Here is a 17,614-nt window from a genome sequence, read left to right as displayed (position 1 = left end):
CATGCACATCAGAGGGGATCAGACATTCCGACGACGCCACTCGAAAATGTGTCCGGGTTCACGGGCCTGCCGGGTCACTTCCCCCGGTTCATCACCTTGTCGGCAGCCTCCCAATGAGCATCAGCGACCCACAATCGCGCGAACGCCTCGATCGCTTCTTCCGGCGTCGCGCCGGACATGACGCGCTTGATCGAACCCGAGGATTCGTTGACGAGTGAGCGCGCGAGCAACCGCCAGCCCTCGTCGAAAGTTTCACGCGGCAGCACCCGATCGACGAGACCGACACGATGAGCATCCTCGGCACCGAGGATCGTGCCGGAACCTGCGAGCATGAGCGCCCTCCCTCGACCCACGATTCGGGCGAGCCGCTCTGCACCACCCCACGCAGGCATGATCGCGAGCGAGACCTGGTTGAATCCGATCTTGATGTCGTCGGCAGCGATGCGAATGTCGGCCGACACGGCAAACTCCGCGCCACCCCCGAGCGCATGGCCGTTGAGTGCCGCGACCACAGGCCCCGGGAAGGCCGCGATCCGATCGCAGATCGTCCGCATACGGCGTGCCATGTCCGCAGCCTCATCCACCGTCCGCAGCTTGGCCAACTCCTTGAGGTCGCCCCCGGAGACGAACGCGCGGTCGCCGGCGCCGGTGATGACCAGCACGCGAGCATCGCCGACCTTGTCGAGCGTCTCATCGAGTCGATCCATCGTCTCGAGCGAGATCGCGTTGCGCGCCTGTGGACGATCGATCGTGAGGACCGCGAGTCCCTCGTCCAGTTCGAGCTCGACCATAGGGTAATTCTCCCAGGTGATATTGGAATTCTTGTTTAGAGAGAATAACATGTTCACATGTCGGTGAAGACCGGCAGGAACTCCGCCGACGCCGCGGTGTACCTCGGCGCGGCTCCGTACTACCTGGAGCGCAACAGATGCGGCAGATACCCCCCGAGCTTGTCGAACGCTACGAAAACGAAGGATGGTGGACACGCGACACACTCGGCGATCTTCTCTCTCGCGGCCTGAAGTCCGCTCCGGACACCGAGTTTCGGATTTTTTCCGACGTACGCCCCTGGGAAGGAACATTCGCCGACGTCGAACTCGTGGCGCGGCGCCTGGCAGCCGGCCTGCACAAGCGCGGCGTGGGCCCCGGCGACACTGTGGCATTCCAGCTACCCAACTGGATGGAGGCCGCGGCGGTGTTCTGGGCCTCGTCGTTCCTCGGCGCCGCGGTAGTACCGATCGTCCACTTCTACGGACGCAAGGAACTCTCCTACATCCTCGGCGAGGCGGATCCGAAGGCGTTCGTGAGCGCAGAGCGCTTCGGCAACATGGAGTTCCACCCCGATCTCTGCGCCGATGTCCCGATCGTCGGTGTGGTGGGACAGGATTCGTTCGAGGACCTGCTCGACGACGAGCCGTTCGAGGGCGTGTTGCCCGCCGACACGGCAGGTCCCGCCCTGTTGGCGTTCACATCCGGCACAACGAGCAACCCCAAGGGCGTCATCCACAGCCATCGGAGCCTCGGATGCGAGACCCGCCAACTGGCCGCGCGGTACCCGGCGGACCGGGGCAAGCAGCTGACGGCCGCGCCGGTCGGCCACTTCATCGGCATGGTCAACGCCTTCCTCATCCCGATCCTCGACGGTAGCCCGATCAATCTGCTGGACGTGTGGAATCCCCAGCGGGCACTCGAACTCATGGAGAGCGACGCGCTCGTGGTGGGCGGCGGTGCCACGTACTTCATGACGAGCCTCGTCGACCATCCCCACTTCTCCCCCGAGCGACACATTCCGTTCATGAAGTATGCGGGACTCGGCGGATCCACGGTTCCGGCGGCAGTGACGCGTCGGCTTGCCGATCACGGAATCATCGTCTTCCGCGCATACGGCAGCACCGAGCACCCGTCGATCACGAGCTCGCTGGTGACCGACCCCGAGGACAAGCGCCTCTACACCGACGGCAATGCCGCACCGGGTGTCGAGATCCGGCTGACCGACGAAGGCGAGATCCTCAGCCGCGGACCGGACCTGTGCGCCGGCTACACCGACCCCGCGCTGACCGCGAAGGCGTTCGACGACGAGGGCTGGTACCACACCGGCGACATCGGAGTGCTCGACGACGACGGCTATCTCACCATCACCGACCGCAAGGCCGACTTCATCATCCGCGGTGGGGAGAACATCAGCGCCCTCGAAGTGGAGGAGGTCCTGCTCGCACTCCCGTCGGTCGCGGAAGCCGCAGTCGTCTCCGCTCCCGACGACAGACTCGGTGAGCACGCCGCGGCGGTCCTTCGGCTGCACCCGGGATATACCCTGCCCACCCTCGGCGACATACGAGCGCACTTCGCCCAGGCCGGAGTCGCGAAGCAGAAGTGGCCTGAGGAGTTGCACGAAGTAACAGACTTCCCCCGCACCGCAAGCGGCAAGATCCAGAAGTTCTTGGTTCGAAAGGATATTGCGGCACGCATCGGAAGAGAATAGTATTCTCACAACGAGAGAAGGAGCATTTCTGATGACAGCGAAAGACTTGCCGTACCAGCTGTTCGATGCGGACAACCACTTGTACGAGACCGAAGAGGCGCTGACGAAGTTCCTCCCGGACAAGTACAAGGGTGCGATCAAGTACGTTCAGGTCGATGGCCGCACCAAGATCGCGATCCGCAATCAGATCAGCGAGTACATCCCCAACCCCACCTTCGAGGTCGTCGCCCGACCAGGTGCAATGGAGGATTACTTCAAGAACGGCAACCCCGAAGGCAAGAGCAAGCGGGAGATCTTCGGCAAGCCGATGAAGTCGATCCCGGCCTTCCGTGAGCCTGCCGCACGTCTCGAGCTGATGGACGAGCTCCAGATCGAGCGCACCCTGATGTTCCCGACGCTCGCCAGCCTCGTCGAAGAGCGCATGCGTGACGATCCGGACCTGATCCACGCGGTCGTCCACTCGCTCAACCAGTGGCTGTACGAGACCTGGGGATTCAACTACAAGGAACGTATCTTCACCGTTCCCGTCATCAGCCTCCCCATCGTCGAGAAGGCGATCGAGGAGCTCGAGTGGTGTGTCGAGCGTGGCGCGAAGGCCATTCTCGTGCGTCCCGCACCGGTGCCCGGATTCAAGGGGCCGCGGTCGTTCGCCCTCCCCGAGTTCGACCCGTTCTGGAAGCGTGTCGTCGAACTCGACGTCCTGGTCACCCAGCACTCCTCCGACAGCGGTTACGCCCGCTACAACCAGGAGTGGGACGGCACGGGCGCGGAGATGCTCCCGTTCGTGACCAACGCGTTCCGCATGGTCAGCGAGTGGCGCCCGATTCAGGACGCGGTCTGCTCCTGGGTGTGCCACGGTGCGCTCTTCCGTTTCCCCGAACTGCGGATCGCGGTCATCGAGAACGGTGCCTCCTGGCTCCCGCACGTGCTCCAGACCCTCGAAGACACCTTCAAGAAGGCGCCCGAGGGCTTCGGCATGCAGGACCCGGTCGCTGCCATCAAGAAGAGCATCCACGTCAGCCCGTTCTGGGAAGAGGACTTCAGCAAGCTGACCGCCCTCATCGGTGCGGAGCGCGTGCTGTTCGGGTCCGACTACCCGCACCCCGAAGGGCTCGCCGAACCGACCACCTACATCGACCACATCCAGCACCTCCCGTTCGAGGATCAGAAGCTGGTCATGGGTGGCAACCTTGCGAGGCTCCTGAAGGTATGAACTGGCAGACCATCCCCGAGATGGTCCTGAGTTCGGGCGACCGCTTCGGCGATGCCGAAGCGGTCGTCGACGGGGACCTCCGGATCACCTTCACCGATCTCACCGACCGGATACGTCGAGCCGCCGGTGCTTTCGCCGGCGCAGGCATCCGCAAGGGCGATCGGGTGGCGATCTGGGGTCCCAACTCGGCCGAATGGGCAATCGCCGCGTTCGGCCTTCTCACTGCCGGCGGAGTCCTCGTCCCGATCAATACCCGTTACCGGGAGAACGAGGCCTCCGACATCATCCGCCGAAGCGGAGCGAAGGCCGTACTCGTCGAGAAGGGTTTCCTCGGCCAGGACTTCACGGTCACCGAGCCCGTACCGGTATTCGATCTGAAGTCCGACTTCCTCTCCAGCGGCGAGCCGTTCGAAGTGAGTGTGCTGGCCGAAGATATCGCCGACATCATGTACACCTCGGGCACCACTGGCCGCCCGAAGGGCGTCATGATGAACCACAAGCAGACCCTGCGAATGTTCTCGGAATGGTGCGATCTCGCCGATCTCCGCCAAGGCGACCGCTACATGATCGTCAATCCGTTCTTCCACATGTTCGGCTACAAGGCCGGACTGATCGCCTCGATGATCCGCGGCGCCACGATCCTGCCGATACCCGTACTCGACGTCGACCGAGTGCTCGAACTCGTCGAACGCGAGAAGGTCACGATGCTCCCCGGTCCCCCGACTCTCTACCAGTCTTTGCTGACTTCCCCGACCACACACGACATCTCGTCTCTACGCGCCGCTGTCACGGGTTCTGCCGATATTCCTGTCGAGCTCATCCGTCGGATCAGCAAGGAGTTGCCGTTCGAGACGATCATGACGGGGTACGGCCTGAGTGAAGGTGGGACGGCAACCGCGTCCCGTCGCGGCGACACATTCGAGCAGATCGCCACCACGGTCGGAAAGCCGTGCGACGGCATCGAGATCCGCATTGCCGACGACAGCGAAGTGCTCATCCGCGGCTACAACGTCATGCAAGGCTATCTCGACGATCCACATGGCACCGCCGAGGCGATCGACGACGATGGCTGGCTGCACACCGGTGACCTCGGCACGCTCGACGACGAAGGGCGGCTCCGCATCGTCGGTCGCAAGAAGGACATGTTCATCGTCGGTGGTTTCAACGCCTACCCCGCCGAGATCGAAGGCTTCCTGCTCGAACACCCCGCCGTCGACCAGGTCGCCGTGATCGGTGTTCCCGACGACCGGCTCGGCCAGGTGGGAAAGGCCTTCGTCGTCTCGGGCAATCCGGTACCGGCCGACGACCTCATCGCATGGAGCCGCGACCGCATGGCGGGGTTCAAGGCGCCCCGCTTCGTCGAATACCTCGATGCGCTGCCACTCGGCGCCACCGGAAAAGTCATGAAAGACCAACTGCGGTAGGTCGAATCACCCACCGCACTACAGGAGGAGGCACGATGAGGGACGAAGCTGCAATGCTGGCCTTCGCCTTGAAGTGGAGGCATTGGAACGGCGGTCCCGACGAAGACATCTTCGTCGAATTCGGCATCACCCCAACGGAGTTCTTCCATCGGCTGCGCGTGCTTCTGACACGGGACCGGTGGAATCGGCTCGACCCGGAGATCCTCGACCAACTCGTCAAGGTCTGCGACGAGCGGATCGGGGCTATCGACATCCGGTCGGTCGCCGACCGCGACCGGGCAAAGTTCGTCTCACCCCAGCACCCGCTCAGCAAGCTCTCGGCCTGACGCGTTGCTCCGGTACGGTCCTGCTGCGCCGGAGCAACGCTCAACGGCCGTCATTTACGCATTTTGCTGAAATCCCAGCTTACGATCTTCGTCGGTTCGAGCTTGCACCACGCGTGCCGCCCGTCGTAGGAGAAACCTCGCCCGCCGGCATACTTGGCCGCGAAAATCCTTTCGGGTTCGGTAAGTTCGTCGACATCATCGCCGCGACGTGGCACTTCGCCGACCAGCACTGCGCGCCCGCGTAGTTCCACACCTCGAAGACTCATGAAGTCGGAGCCCCCGTCGCCGGACATCGCGATTGCGGCACCTCGTCGTTGTTCGCCCATATCGGTCTCCAATACTGCTCAGCCCAGGTCATGTTCGGTCGCCGAGTGTCGTGGTGAGTAGCTGTCGGCCTTCGATATACGAATCATCAAGGTCGTGACAGCAACAACCAGAGCGGGTCGCGCCTCCGATCATAAGGGCAGAAGGCTGTTCGCCTCCATCAGCGATCGAGTTGGACCGAGTCGACGTCGACGACAAGCTCGAACGCGCGGTCGAGGGCGACGTCGAACTCCATGCGCTCGTCGGAACTCCAGATACTCCATGCCAGATCGATCGCAGCCATCGAGGCGTGGGCAGCAGCGCACGCCTCGATCGGATCCGCCACGCGTTCGAGCAGAGCCTGCTCCAGGTCCACTCGCTGTTCCGACCTTTCCGATGCCAGACGAGCCCTCAGCGCCGAGGACTCGGAGATCATCGTCAGTCTCGCGCGCAGCAACCCCGGGGTCGCGTGTGCTGCATCGATAGTCGGCTGCATGGCCGCGCGAACAGCGTCGACGACCCGCGTGCCGAGCGCCGGTTGCCCACGGCGCACCTGGTCGCCGATCGACAGCCGTCCGATCCGGACCGCAGCGACGACCGCAGCTTCCTTCGAAGTGAAGTACCGGAAGAACGTTGCTCGGGAAATCCCGATTGCCCGCGCGATGTCGTCGACGGTCACAGCATCGAAACCGTGTTCAGCGCAGTAGGTCGCAGCAGCATCCGCCAATTCAGCGGTGAGGATCTCTCGACCTCGATCGCGGATGTCCTTGCTCATGGAGAGACAGCCTACGTCCTGATACCCTGAATTGACATTGAGACTGAGTCTCACATCACCGACGTGCGAGGAACGGACAAACACCATGACCGAACGGAATCTGGCATTTCTCGAAGGCGCGCTCGCGGGCGAGTCCGCGATCGTGACAGGAGCGGGGCAAGGCCTCGGACGCGACATCGCGATCGCCCTGACACAGGCCGGAGCTCGTGTTGCGGTCGTCGACATCAACCCGGACACCGCAGAAGCAGTGAGTCGGGAACTCGGCGACTACGGCAGCCCGGGCCTTCCGATTGCATGCGACGTGTCCCAGCGCGACCAGGTCGACGCAAGCGTCGCGACCGTCGTATCCGAGTTCGGCGGCATCGATGTCCTCGTCAACAACGCCCAGAACGTCCGCAACACGCAGATGCCGTTCGTCGACACCGACGAGGAGCACCTCATGGTGCACTTGCGGAGTGGACTCCTCGGCACCTACTACTACCTTCAGGCGTGCTACCCGTATCTCGAGCAACGCAGCGGCAACGTCGTCAACATCGGATCCGGAGCCGGTGTCGGTGGACTGAAGGACCACTTCTCCTATGCCGCAACGAAGGAAGCGATACGCGCGACCACCCGGGTGGTGGCGCGCGAATGGGGCCCCGACGGCATCCGGGTGAATACGATCTGTCCTGCCGCCTACGACACTCCCGCTATGAAGATCTACCTGGAGAAGGCAGGGGAGGAGACGCAGGCGTGGATGCGGTCCCAGATTCCGCTGGGTCGTTTCGGAGGTGGCGACGAAGTCGCCTCCGTTGCCGTGTTCCTGGCGAGCGATGCGGCCAGCTACATGACCGGACACACCCTGATGGTCGACGGCGGGTCGAATATGGATGCCGGTCGATAGTTCCTGATCAGCCCGTGGCTCGCTCCGGTGCGTGAGGTTCATGTGCCGGACCGACGCCCGGCTTCCGAACACGAATCATCATGGTCGTGGCGGCGGCGACCAGAGCGGTCACGCCGCCGATCATGAAACCGGTGACGAATCCGGACTCGCTGGGAATCGTGCTTCCTGCGAACTCGATGCTCATCCGACCGAGAACCATCCCGCTCACGGCAGCCGAGACCGAACTGCCCACAGATCGCAAGAGTGTATTGACACTGTTCGCAGACGCCCCCTCGGACTGCGGGACCGAACTCAGAATCAACGTCGGAATTGCGCCGTAGGCGAGACCGAGACCCGCAGCGACACTGCAGCTGACGAACATCAGTCCCCAAGTCGATCCCATCAGGAAGAGTGAGGATGCGAATCCTGTCGCCATGAACAGGCATCCCGTGAGCAACGTGGCTCGGGGTCCGCGTGTCGCGGTCAGACGGGCACTGAGCGGGGCAACCGCCATCATCGCCATTCCGGCAGGCGCGCACCACAGGCCCATCATCACCATCGACTGTCCCAGCCCGTAACCCGTGGATTCCGGTAGCTGTCGGAGTTGCGGAACGAGCAACGACTGGAAGTACGCCGAGAATCCGATCAGGATTGTCACCGAGTTGGTGACCAGCACGCGCGTCCCCGTCGACACGCGCAGATCGACGAGCGGGTCGTCGGTCCGCAGTTCCCACAGGGCCCAGAGCACTAGGGCGATCACCCCGCCGGCGAGCAGTGCGAGCGTGGCCGGACTCGCCCATCCCCACTCGGCGCCTTTCGACACGACCAAGAGCAGGCACACCAGGCCCACAGCAACTCCGAGGGCACCGACCGCATCGAATCGCTTTCCCTTGCCGTAGGCAGGCGTGGACGGCACGGCCCACGCGATGAGTACTGCAGTCGCTGCGCTGAGGGCCGCAACTCCCCAGAACAGGAACCGCCAGCTCGTGGTTTGGGCCACCACCGCGGCGAGCGGCAACCCGAGCGCTCCCCCCACACCCAACGACGAACTCATCACCGCGATCGACGATCCCAGCTTCTCCGGCGGTACAAGGGTGCGCAGCGCGCTGATCCCCACCGGGACCATGCCGAAGCCCGCGCCCTGCAGAACTCGCCCGACGAGCATCGGCGCCAATGACGACGAGAGTGCGCACAGCACCGATCCCACGATCAACGGGATGGTGCACAGCAGCAGTATCCGGCGAGCCCCGTACATGTCCCCCAGCCGGCCGGTCACCGGCGTCGCCACCGCACCCGACAGCAGGGTCACGGTCACCACCCACGACGCGTTGGCGACACTGGTTCCGAGTATCGCAGGGAGCGCACCGAGGAGTGGAATCACCAGCGTCGACATCAAGGTCGTGACGATCCCGCCGAATACCAGCACCCCGACGATGCGGCCGGGGCTGCTCGGGCGCAGCACCATCACTTCCCGAGCCAGAGTTCTTCGGGTAACGGTGAACCCCAGGCGTACAGCTCGACTCCGTGTATCGACTCGCGCCAGATGGTGGACGGCGCCGCCCGGATGGTCCACACTGCGGGATTCAGGGCAACGAGCCGTTCCTGGACTGTCGCGTATGCCTGGGAGCGCACATCCATCGATGTGCTGGTACGACCGACGTCGAGGGCCGCGTCCAGTGCATCGTCGTCGATGCCCGTGACGTTGCCCGGTGAATCACCGTGGAACGCGGTCCAGAGCGCGTAATCCGGATCCTGGATGACAGCCGTCGAGATCATCGCATCGAAGTCTCGTGCACCTGCCCGCGCGGTCGCCGCCGGGTAGTCCGCAATCTCCACGTCCACCTCGACGTTCTCGAAGGTGCTCAGCTGCGCCTGCAAGCTCTCCCCGAGTCCGCGACTCTCCGGTGTGGGATACGACAGGAAGGTGAACTTCACGGGTTTGCCCTCGGACGCGAGTTCGTCGAACAGCTTCTGAGCGGACTCCGCATCCCGTGCGGGGAACGTGATGTCGCGGTGGAACGGCGACGACTCCGGAAAGAGGAAGTCGCGGGTCTGCGCAGTCCCTTCGTACACGGCCGAATCGATCGCCTCGGCATCGACGGCCAGGGCAACAGCGCGGCGCGCACGCTCGTCGTCGAACGGCGCCCTCCGCAGATTCAGGGCAATGAACTGCCCACCTCCGGTGGCCACGGATTCGGTCATGAGCCCTGCGTCGCCGGCCATCGACAGAATCTTCCCACTGGCCTCGGTGGACAGATCGGCGGCACCTGTGGTGAGTGCGTTGAAGCGCTGGTTGGTGTCGGTCGGCATTCGGATGCTCAGACCGTCGAGGTACGGCTTGGGCGCGTCCCAGTAGTCGGGGTTCTTGTCGAGTTCGATCGTGTCCTGCCGAGTCCATTCGGCGAGGGTGAACGGACCGGCACCCACCGGATTCTCGTCGAATGCCTCTCGGCCCTCGGAGAGCGCGGACGGCGATGCGATCCAGTTCATCGAGGTGTTGACGATGCCGTGCACGAAGTTCGCGTTGGGTTCGGGCAGTGTGACCTTCAGTGTCCGGTCGTCGATCACCTCGGTGCCGGTGACCTGGGCGGCCTGACGGATCGCGGTCGAGGCCAGATCCGGGTCGCGCAGCCGATCCCAGTTGAATTTCACGGCTGCGGCATCGAGTGGTGTTCCGTCGGAGAAGACCACGTCCGGCCGCAGTGTCAACGTGAATGTTCGCCCCTCGTCACTCCCCACGAAGTCCGTAGCGATCTTGTACCCGACCTCGAGTGTCTCGGGATCGAGGGTCATCAGTGTCCCGTACAGGGCGTTCCCGATGACCGGATGATGCGACCAGCTGTTGGAAAGGGCCGCCGGGTCGAGAGAACGCGGTTCGGCAGGCTGCAGGATGTTCGCTGTGCCTCCCTGAACCGGTGGACTCCCCTCACCTACGGACCGGTTCTCGCCGTCGCCGGGCGCGGCTGCACCGCACGCCGACAACATGAGGGCGGCGATACACGCTGCGACCATCGTCCCGACAGACCGACCGAATCGCGGACGCGTCTGCCTGTTCCGAGACCTCCGAATCATCCGCGGCTCGATTCGACACTCCCGGAAAGTGATTCGAGTACCGAATCTGCGAGCTCCGGGCGACAGATCACAAGGTCCGGCAGGTACGGATCGGGCATGTTGTAGCGCAGTGAAGACCCGTCGATCCGCGACGTGTGCAGACCTGCGCTCTTCGCGACAGCAACCGGAGCACACGAATCCCATTCGTACTGGCCGCCGGAATGAACGTAGACATCGGCCTCACCCCGCACCACCGCCATGGCCTTGGCGCCTGCCGATCCCATCGGAATCGTGGTGGCGCCGAGTCGCTCGACAACTCGATCGACAGACTTCGGGGGCCGCGACCTGGACACAACCAACCGCGGCGGACCCGAGTGCGCCACGGGCACCACCGGTGGTGTTCCCGTGTGGAGGACGACATCCATCCCAGGTAGCGCCACCGCACCGATCACGGCGACTCCGTCGATGGCGAGCGCCACGTGGACGGCCCAGTCGGCCCTCGGCGGCTCGCCGTATTCCCGCGTGCCGTCGAGGGGGTCGACGATCCAGACCCGATCGCGACCGAGGCGGACCTTGTCGTCTGCCGCCTCCTCGGACAACACCGCATCCAGAGGACGTTCTTCGGCCAGCCGGCGCAACAACAGCTGGTTCGCCATTGCGTCGCCGGCATCACCTCCCTGGGAGCGAATTTCGAGCAGCAGCGCACCCGCTTCCGCGGCCAACGCCGCGGCAAGCTCGTGGTCGTTCACCTCATGCCCCCGTTCCCGGCTGCAGGATTCCCGCTTCACGGAGATGCAGGATCACGAGATCGGCTGCGGCCTCCGGTGTGATGCCGCCACTTGCGTCGAGATGGACATCCGGAGATTCGGGGGCTTCGTACGGTGAGTCCACACCGGTGAAGTTGATCAGATCGCCGCGCCGGGCCTTTGCATACAGACCCTTCCGGTCGCGGGACTCCGCTACCGACAGAGGAGCGTCGACGAAGACCTCGACGAACTCGGACGCCCCGACCAGTTCCCGCGCCATCCGACGTTCGGCCTTGAACGGCGAGATGAAGGATGCGAGCACGATCAATCCGGAATCCACCATCAGCCGGGCAACTTCCGCGACCCGCCGCACGTTCTCGACTCGATCGGCAGCAGTGAAACCGAGGTCTTTGTTCAGTCCGTGGCGGACGTTGTCGCCGTCGAGAAGGTAGGTGTGGAAGCCCTGGTCGAACAGGCGCTTCTCGACGAGGTTCGCGACGGTCGACTTGCCCGCGCCGGAGAGTCCGGTGAACCACACGAGCGCTGCCTTCTGGCCCTTGGCACGCGCGCGAACGTTCCTCGTCACGTCGACCGCCTGCCAGTGGACGTTGTCGGCGCGGCGCAGTGCGAAATGTAACATTCCCGCGGCCACCGTCGCGTTGGTGAACCGGTCGATGAGGATGAACCCACCCATCTCCCGGTTCTCTCCGTATGGGTCGAAGGGAATCGGCTTGTCGAGGTTGAGATTGCACACCCCGATCTCGTTCATGGTGAGTGTCTTCGCAGCGAGGTGTTCGAGAGTGTTGACGTTCACCGTGTACTTCGGCTGGGCCACACTGACACCGACGGTGCGCGTACCGATCTTCATCAGGTACGAGCGACCGGGCAGCATCGGCTCCTCGCCCATCCAGACGACATGACTCTCGAACTGGTCCGACACCGACGCAGGCTCCGACGCCGCGACGATGACATCACCACGGCTGACATCGACTTCGTCGGCGAGGGTGACCGTGACGGACTGACCGGCGACGGCAAGGCCGATATCGCCATCTGCGGTGTGCACCTGCTTGATTCGGGTCTCTCGACCCGACGGGAGAATGCGCACATCGTCGCCGGCGCTGACTGTGCCGCCCACGATCCTGCCGGAGAACCCCCGGAAGTCGAGATTAGGCCGGTTCACCCACTGCACCGGAAGCCGGAGCGGAGATGCCCGGACTTCGTCGGCGATCTTGACGGACTCGAGATACTCGATCAGAGTAGGGCCGGTGTACCACTGCGTATTCGGACTCTGTTCGATGATGTTGTCGCCCCGTAGCGCCGATATCGGAATGCACACGGGGGCGGCAAGGCCGAGCTCCTTCGCGAACACCTGATACTCGGATTCGAGACACTCGAACACCTCTTGCGAGTAGTCGACCAGATCGAGCTTGTTGACGGCGAGAACCACCCGGTCGATTCCGAGCAGCGTCACAAGGTAGGAGTGCCGCCTCGTCTGCGTCGAGATCCCGTGTCGGGCATCGAGCAGGATCACCGCGACGTCCGCAGTCGACGCTCCGGTCACCATGTTCCGGGTGTACTGCTCGTGCCCCGGGGTATCGGCGACGATGAACTTCCGCTTCTCCGTGGAGAAGAATCGATACGCCACATCGATGGTGATGCCCTGCTCGCGTTCCGCGGTGAGGCCGTCGACGAGCAGCGCGAAGTCCAGCTCGTCGCCCTGTGTCCCGACCCTCTTGGAGTCCGCTTCGAGCGCATCCAACTGATCCGAGAACACCAGTTTCGAATCGTAGAGAAGCCTGCCGATCAGCGTGCTCTTGCCGTCGTCGACGCTTCCACAGGTGATGAAGCGCAACATCGACTTGTTCTCGTGGACTTCGAGATAGTCCTCGATGCCGGATTCGAGGAGATCGCTCGTTGAATGTGCCATCAGAAGTAGCCTTCCTGCTTCTTCCGCTCCATCGACCCGCTCGAGTCGCGGTCGATCACCCTCCCCTGCCGTTCAGAGCTTGTCGTCAGGAGCATTTCCTGGATGATCTCGGTGAGCGTGGACGCCTCACTCTCGACTGCCCCCGTCAGGGGATAGCAACCGAGCGTCCGGAAGCGCACGTTCTTCTTCTCCGGCACCTCGCCGGGTTCGAGCGGGAATCGATCGTCATCGACCATGATCAGAACACCATCACGTTCGACGACCGGTTGAGGACTCGAGAAGTACAGCGGCACGATCGGGATCCGCTCTCGCCGGATGTACTGCCAGATGTCCAGCTCGGTCCAGTTGGACAGTGGGAACACGCGCAGGCTCTGGCCGGGCGCCTTCCGCGTGTTGTAGAGACTCCACAGCTCCGGACGCTGCTGCTTCGGATCCCAGCGGTGCTTCGCGCTACGGATCGAGAACACACGCTCCTTCGCTCGCGATGCCTCTTCATCGCGTCTCGCACCACCGAATGCCAGGTCGAAACCGTGGAGGTCGAGCGCCTGCTTGAGGCCCTCGGTCTTCCACATGTCGGTGTGCGTGGCAGAGCCGTGCTCGAAAGGATTGACACCGAGCCGAACACATTCGGGGTTCTGGTGGATGACGAGTTCGGCGCCCATGCGTTCGGCTACCGTGTCTCGGAACTCGTACATGGCACGAAATTTCCACGTCGTGTCGACGTGCAGCAACGGGAACGGCAGCTTCGACGGATGAAACGCTTTCATCGCGAGATGTAACATCACCGAGCTGTCCTTGCCCACCGAGTACAGCATCACCGGATTTTCGCTCTCCGATACCGCTTCCCGGAATATCTGGATGCTCTCCGCTTCCAGTCTTTCAAGATGTGTGAGTGGCTTCATACCGTTCCTGCCTTCCTGAACCAGGTACCGCAGTGTGCTCGACCCGCATTCACCTCAGAACTGAGAGATCAGTTCGGTTCCGAATCGTTCAGCGGTGTCGCACCATTCGGCCCGTGTACGTCCGGTGAAGTTCACGCCGACCGCCGACACCCCGAGCTCTCGGTAACGGCCGATCCGATCCACCCACTTCTGCGGATCCCACGGCTCGGACGGTTTGATGATTCCTCCGAGAACGATCTCCGGAAGTGTGCCTCGCCCGTGCTTCTCGCAGACCTCCCGCATATACGAGATCGCCCGACGCAGATCGTCTTCCCCGGTGATGCCGGCGGTCCGTGTAGTGACCAGGTCGGCTCCTGACACCGAGGTCAGGAACGGATTCCAGCCGTCGCCGCGCTCCACTGCGCGCCGTATTGCCTTCTTCGAGTTGCCGCCCACGAGTATCGGCGGGCGAGGCTGCTGCACGGGCCCCGGCAGAATCCGATTCCCGTAGGCCCTGAAACCTTCTCCTTCGAAGGCGAACTCCCGCCCCGACAACGCTGCAGTGATCGCATCGAGGTACTCGTCGGTGAGTTCGTTACGGCGCCCGAAGTCGACCCCGAGTGCGCGGTACTCACCCTTCAGGTAACCTGTTCCGACGCTGAGTGTGACTCGACCATCGGTAATCCGATCCAGGGTGGCCACTGCACGCGCGACCAGGAACGGGTTCCGATAGGGCAGCACGAGAATGCCGGTCTGCAACCTCAGAGAGGTCGTCACCGCACCGATCATCGACAACATGACGAAGGGGTCCTGGGCATGATGCCCTCCGGCATCGAGCCATCGACCGGTCGGACAGGGATGGTCGGTGACCGAACCAGCAGAAAAGCCCGCCTTCTCCAGTACCGTACCGATCTCCTGAACCGCCGCAACGGTCAGGAACTCGTCTGCCGTGTCGATGTCGTCGAATGGCAGCGGCGCATTGATCTTGATTTCCGACATGTCGATCGATCCGTCACTCTCTCGGAAGGTTTTGCAGTGGGCACACTCTCGTCTACGGGTGGGTGATCTTCTCGATCGGGTTCGAACGTTCCATCATTCCGTAGGCTTCTTCGCCATCCCACCGGTAACGCACACCGGCCTGATGCACCACAGGGAAGTTCACCTTCAACTGCTGAGCCGAGAAGGTCTTGTCCTTGTGATGGACGTCGTGAAGGCCGAACGCGGTCTCACCCTCGATCTCGATCCTTCCCTCATCGGTTTCGAGAACGAGAGAGGCATCGTCGCCGGATGCCTGGAGTCGCGTGAGCCATGGTGCCTTCACAACACGCGCGGGGAGTAGTTCACCGTCACCGCGGAAGATGAAACCTTCGTTGAACGACGGCACGCCGTCATCACGAGGGGGATAGGCCATGTATCCGAAGGCTTTTCCGCTCGGGAACACCGCCGACTGCCAGCAGTGTCCCCAGAACTCGGTCAGCCTGCGAACTCCCTGCCGTCGAATCCGAAGGCCGCTACCGGTGAAGGTCTGCTCCTCCCCACCGTCGACCGCGATGTATCCGGTGGCTCGGTACAGCTGCTCGTAGCGGGGGCCGCCCATGAGATCGCCCGCCGGAGTCGAGTTCATGTTCTCCTGGGCCTCTTCGCGCATGGCACCCTGTACCCACGGCGGTACCGCCATCGTCGCTTCGACGCCGAACCTGATGTCGACCAGGGGCCCGTCGGTATTGCCGTCGATCAGATCCGCGGAAGTCGAGGCCACAGCCTTGCCCTCGTACGTCATCTTCCAGGTGTCGAACTCGGAGATGGACTCGAAACGCAATCCACCGGCGCCGAGAACTCTCGGAAGACCGTCGTGGCCGGCCACAGAATGGGACGGCGTGGTCTCGCGGAGCCGGTATGTTCGCCCGTCCGGGAACGCGACGTTCACCTGAATGTCGTGGCTGTCCCAATTCTCCGACACGGCCTCGACACCCATACGCGGCAATCCCACCGTACCGCGATCATCAAAAGTCCAGAAGCTCACCGAGTCCCGCATCTCCGGATTCTCCGGGCGTTCCGCGAAGACGAACTCCCGCGACGGATCGATTCCACCGGTCAGGTCTACGGACATCTCACACCTTTCGATTGGTCGCGCACGGTCAACGCGCGCAAGATTGACATGGTCGAAATCGGCGTGGTCGGGTTGACACATTCGATACCGCTCCGACTCGGTTCATGTAGATTCCGCCGGCAACATCCGATCGTCTGACCGCACGTGTGGTCGGCGGCATCACCGGCGAGGAATGCCGCCGTGTTCGCGACTTCCTCCAGCAGTCCCGCACGGCCGAACTGCACGTAGTTCTCGATCGACTCGACGATCGACAGTGTTCGTGGGCAATCGGTCCAGACCGAGTACCTCGACCCAGTCCTGCTCATCGCCCTGCAACATCGAATCCCCTTCTCATCGAGCGGCCCACACATCGAGGCTCAGCTGAATTCGTGCACCGTCCACGTATTCGCCTTCTCCAGGTACTCGGCGAACCGCGGTCGTACCTGTTCCAGGACGATCCCGAACTCGACGGGGTCGGCGCTCTTGCTGGGTTCACGCTCGGCAGCCGCGCGCATCCACCAGTCGCGCATCTGCGTCTCGAACTGTTCGGTGACCGGCTCGCCCAACCATCGGTAGAGTCCCTCTATCCGACCGATCGGCTCTGCTTGCATCGCGCGGAAATCGATGTCGTAGAAGCGCTCGTCAGCGCCCGCGGCCCGGAATTCGAGTGCCCTCTGCATGCCCAGCACCCAATGCTCGACGTTTGTGCGGCCGATGAAGGGTTTGTCCACGCTGTCCGTGAAGCTCATGATGATGTCGGCGATCAGTTCCGATACCGACAGCATGCAGTCGGTCGGATCACGGTGTGTCATCACGAAGCGTGCGTCCGGGAAGACCTTGTCGATCGCATCGAGGAAGAGAACGTGGGTCGGGCACTTCAGGCGCCAGGGACGAGAGGGTTCACCCCATTGCATCAGCTTCATCACTCGCCGCTGATACTCGAACGTCGATGTGAGATCTGCGTCCGTGACCAGCCACTCTGCATATGTGGGGATCTGAGCGAACGACAGAAACATGTACGATTTGAAATCCAGCGCCATCAGGTCGTGGCACTCCATCGGCCCGTGAGTGTCGACCGGAACGTGGTGTCGAGATCCGACCTTCTCCCCCATGTCCGACGGGATACGAGGATCGACCCCGACCACCGTCGACGTCGGCGGACATGGTTGCGAGGATTCCCACCGCCGGATGTATCGCACGCCGGGGTCCTGCGCCAGGAGGAGGGAGAGCGCCGTCGAACCGGTTCGGGGAAGCCCCAAGCCGATCAGAGGTGCCGTGATCTGCTCCGACTCGATCTCCGGATGCCTGCGGTACCAATCTTCGACCTGGAGACGCTGCGCGAGATGGTTGACGATTCGTTCGTGGAGAAACGATTCTCCACGGCTGTTCAGTTGTGCTTCGCTGCGTAGCGACGAAAGAAGTATGTCGAGACCCTCACGGAACGAGTCGTCACCGAAGTCGGTGAGGTCGGTGCGCAATGTTGCTGTCTCCAGCATCTCGCCGATGTCGAACACGTTGTCCTCCAGTACAATAAATGT

The 17,614-nt window shown here is 63.1% G+C and carries 16 protein-coding genes; 5 read left to right on the top strand and 11 right to left on the bottom strand.

The features are described 5' to 3' along the window. Positions 1–74: 74 nt before the first annotated feature. On the bottom strand, positions 75–791 hold the full coding sequence (locus Q7514_RS05225; RefSeq protein WP_330132192.1) for an enoyl-CoA hydratase/isomerase family protein: 717 nt from the start codon (positions 789–791) through the stop codon (positions 75–77). A 137-nt stretch (positions 792–928) separates the two neighbouring features. Here Q7514_RS05225 and Q7514_RS05220 point away from each other — a divergent pair, with 137 nt between their 5' ends. From Q7514_RS05220 to Q7514_RS05205, 4 genes are read left to right on the top strand one after another with little or no spacing between them, the layout of a single operon-like run. Continuing rightward, positions 929–2,479 (top strand): AMP-binding protein, encoded by a 1,551-nt coding sequence (locus Q7514_RS05220; protein WP_330132191.1) that lies wholly within the window; start codon positions 929–931, stop codon positions 2,477–2,479. 31 nt (positions 2,480–2,510) lie between these two features. Next, positions 2,511–3,692, top strand: a complete 1,182-nt coding sequence (locus tag Q7514_RS05215) for an amidohydrolase family protein (protein WP_330132190.1) — start codon at positions 2,511–2,513, stop codon at positions 3,690–3,692. Next, the gene (locus tag Q7514_RS05210; protein WP_330132189.1) at positions 3,689–5,116 is read left to right on the top strand and encodes a FadD3 family acyl-CoA ligase; all 1,428 of its coding nucleotides are present in this window, start codon (positions 3,689–3,691) and stop codon (positions 5,114–5,116) included. Before Q7514_RS05215 ends, Q7514_RS05210 begins: the two co-directional genes overlap by 4 nt. 35 nt (positions 5,117–5,151) lie before the next feature. Continuing rightward, a complete protein-coding gene (locus Q7514_RS05205; RefSeq protein WP_169687378.1) occupies positions 5,152–5,442 on the top strand; it encodes a DUF3263 domain-containing protein in 291 nt (96 codons plus the stop codon). Between the two features lie 50 nt (positions 5,443–5,492). Here Q7514_RS05205 and Q7514_RS05200 read toward each other — a convergent pair whose 3' ends face one another. Both Q7514_RS05200 and Q7514_RS05195 read right to left on the bottom strand, forming a co-directional pair. Further along, positions 5,493–5,768, bottom strand: coding sequence for a hypothetical protein (locus Q7514_RS05200; RefSeq protein WP_330132188.1), 276 nt, complete (start codon positions 5,766–5,768; stop codon positions 5,493–5,495). 158 nt (positions 5,769–5,926) lie between these two features. Continuing rightward, complete coding sequence (locus tag Q7514_RS05195) at positions 5,927–6,520, bottom strand: TetR family transcriptional regulator (protein ID WP_330132187.1); 594 nt, start codon at positions 6,518–6,520, stop codon at positions 5,927–5,929. Between the two features lie 85 nt (positions 6,521–6,605). Here Q7514_RS05195 and Q7514_RS05190 point away from each other — a divergent pair, with 85 nt between their 5' ends. Next, positions 6,606–7,403 carry an SDR family NAD(P)-dependent oxidoreductase gene (locus Q7514_RS05190; protein WP_330132186.1) on the top strand — a complete coding sequence of 266 codons (798 nt, stop codon included), beginning with the start codon at positions 6,606–6,608 and terminating at the stop codon, positions 7,401–7,403. Positions 7,404–7,410: 7 nt separating this feature from the next. Here the strand turns inward: Q7514_RS05190 and Q7514_RS05185 are convergent, their stop codons facing one another. From Q7514_RS05185 to Q7514_RS05145, 8 genes are all read right to left on the bottom strand, one after another. Next, entirely contained in the window at positions 7,411–8,847 is a 1,437-nt protein-coding gene (locus Q7514_RS05185) for an MFS transporter (protein WP_330132185.1), read from the bottom strand. Continuing rightward, complete coding sequence (locus tag Q7514_RS05180; RefSeq protein WP_330132184.1) at positions 8,847–10,394, bottom strand: ABC transporter substrate-binding protein; 1,548 nt, start codon at positions 10,392–10,394, stop codon at positions 8,847–8,849. The genes Q7514_RS05185 and Q7514_RS05180 overlap by 1 nt, the downstream gene beginning before the upstream one ends. 56 nt (positions 10,395–10,450) lie before the next feature. After that, positions 10,451–11,182 carry a 3'(2'),5'-bisphosphate nucleotidase CysQ gene (locus Q7514_RS05175; protein ID WP_330132183.1) on the bottom strand — a complete coding sequence of 244 codons (732 nt, stop codon included), beginning with the start codon at positions 11,180–11,182 and terminating at the stop codon, positions 10,451–10,453. Position 11,183: 1 nt separating this feature from the next. Further along, positions 11,184–13,106: a sulfate adenylyltransferase subunit CysN gene (gene cysN, locus Q7514_RS05170; RefSeq protein WP_330132182.1), complete on the bottom strand. Its 1,923-nt coding sequence runs from the start codon at positions 13,104–13,106 to the stop codon at positions 11,184–11,186. Beyond that, complete coding sequence (cysD, locus tag Q7514_RS05165) at positions 13,106–14,008, bottom strand: sulfate adenylyltransferase subunit CysD (RefSeq protein ID WP_330132181.1); 903 nt, start codon at positions 14,006–14,008, stop codon at positions 13,106–13,108. The genes cysN and cysD overlap by 1 nt, the downstream gene beginning before the upstream one ends. A 54-nt stretch (positions 14,009–14,062) precedes the next feature. Then, positions 14,063–14,986 carry an LLM class F420-dependent oxidoreductase gene (locus tag Q7514_RS05160; RefSeq protein WP_330132180.1) on the bottom strand — a complete coding sequence of 308 codons (924 nt, stop codon included), beginning with the start codon at positions 14,984–14,986 and terminating at the stop codon, positions 14,063–14,065. A gap of 52 nt (positions 14,987–15,038) precedes the next feature. Further along, the gene (locus Q7514_RS05155; RefSeq protein ID WP_330132179.1) at positions 15,039–16,097 is read right to left on the bottom strand and encodes a hypothetical protein; all 1,059 of its coding nucleotides are present in this window, start codon (positions 16,095–16,097) and stop codon (positions 15,039–15,041) included. Positions 16,098–16,453: 356 nt separating this feature from the next. After that, positions 16,454–17,590 carry a sulfotransferase family protein gene (locus Q7514_RS05145; protein ID WP_330132178.1) on the bottom strand — a complete coding sequence of 379 codons (1,137 nt, stop codon included), beginning with the start codon at positions 17,588–17,590 and terminating at the stop codon, positions 16,454–16,456. Positions 17,591–17,614: the final 24 nt, after the last annotated feature.

The organism is Rhodococcus artemisiae, from assembly GCF_036327795.1.
Classification (GTDB): Bacteria; Actinomycetota; Actinomycetes; order Mycobacteriales; family Mycobacteriaceae; genus Rhodococcus; species Rhodococcus artemisiae.
Note: the sequence above shows the minus strand (reverse complement) of the source record. Positions and strands in the feature narration are given on the sequence as shown.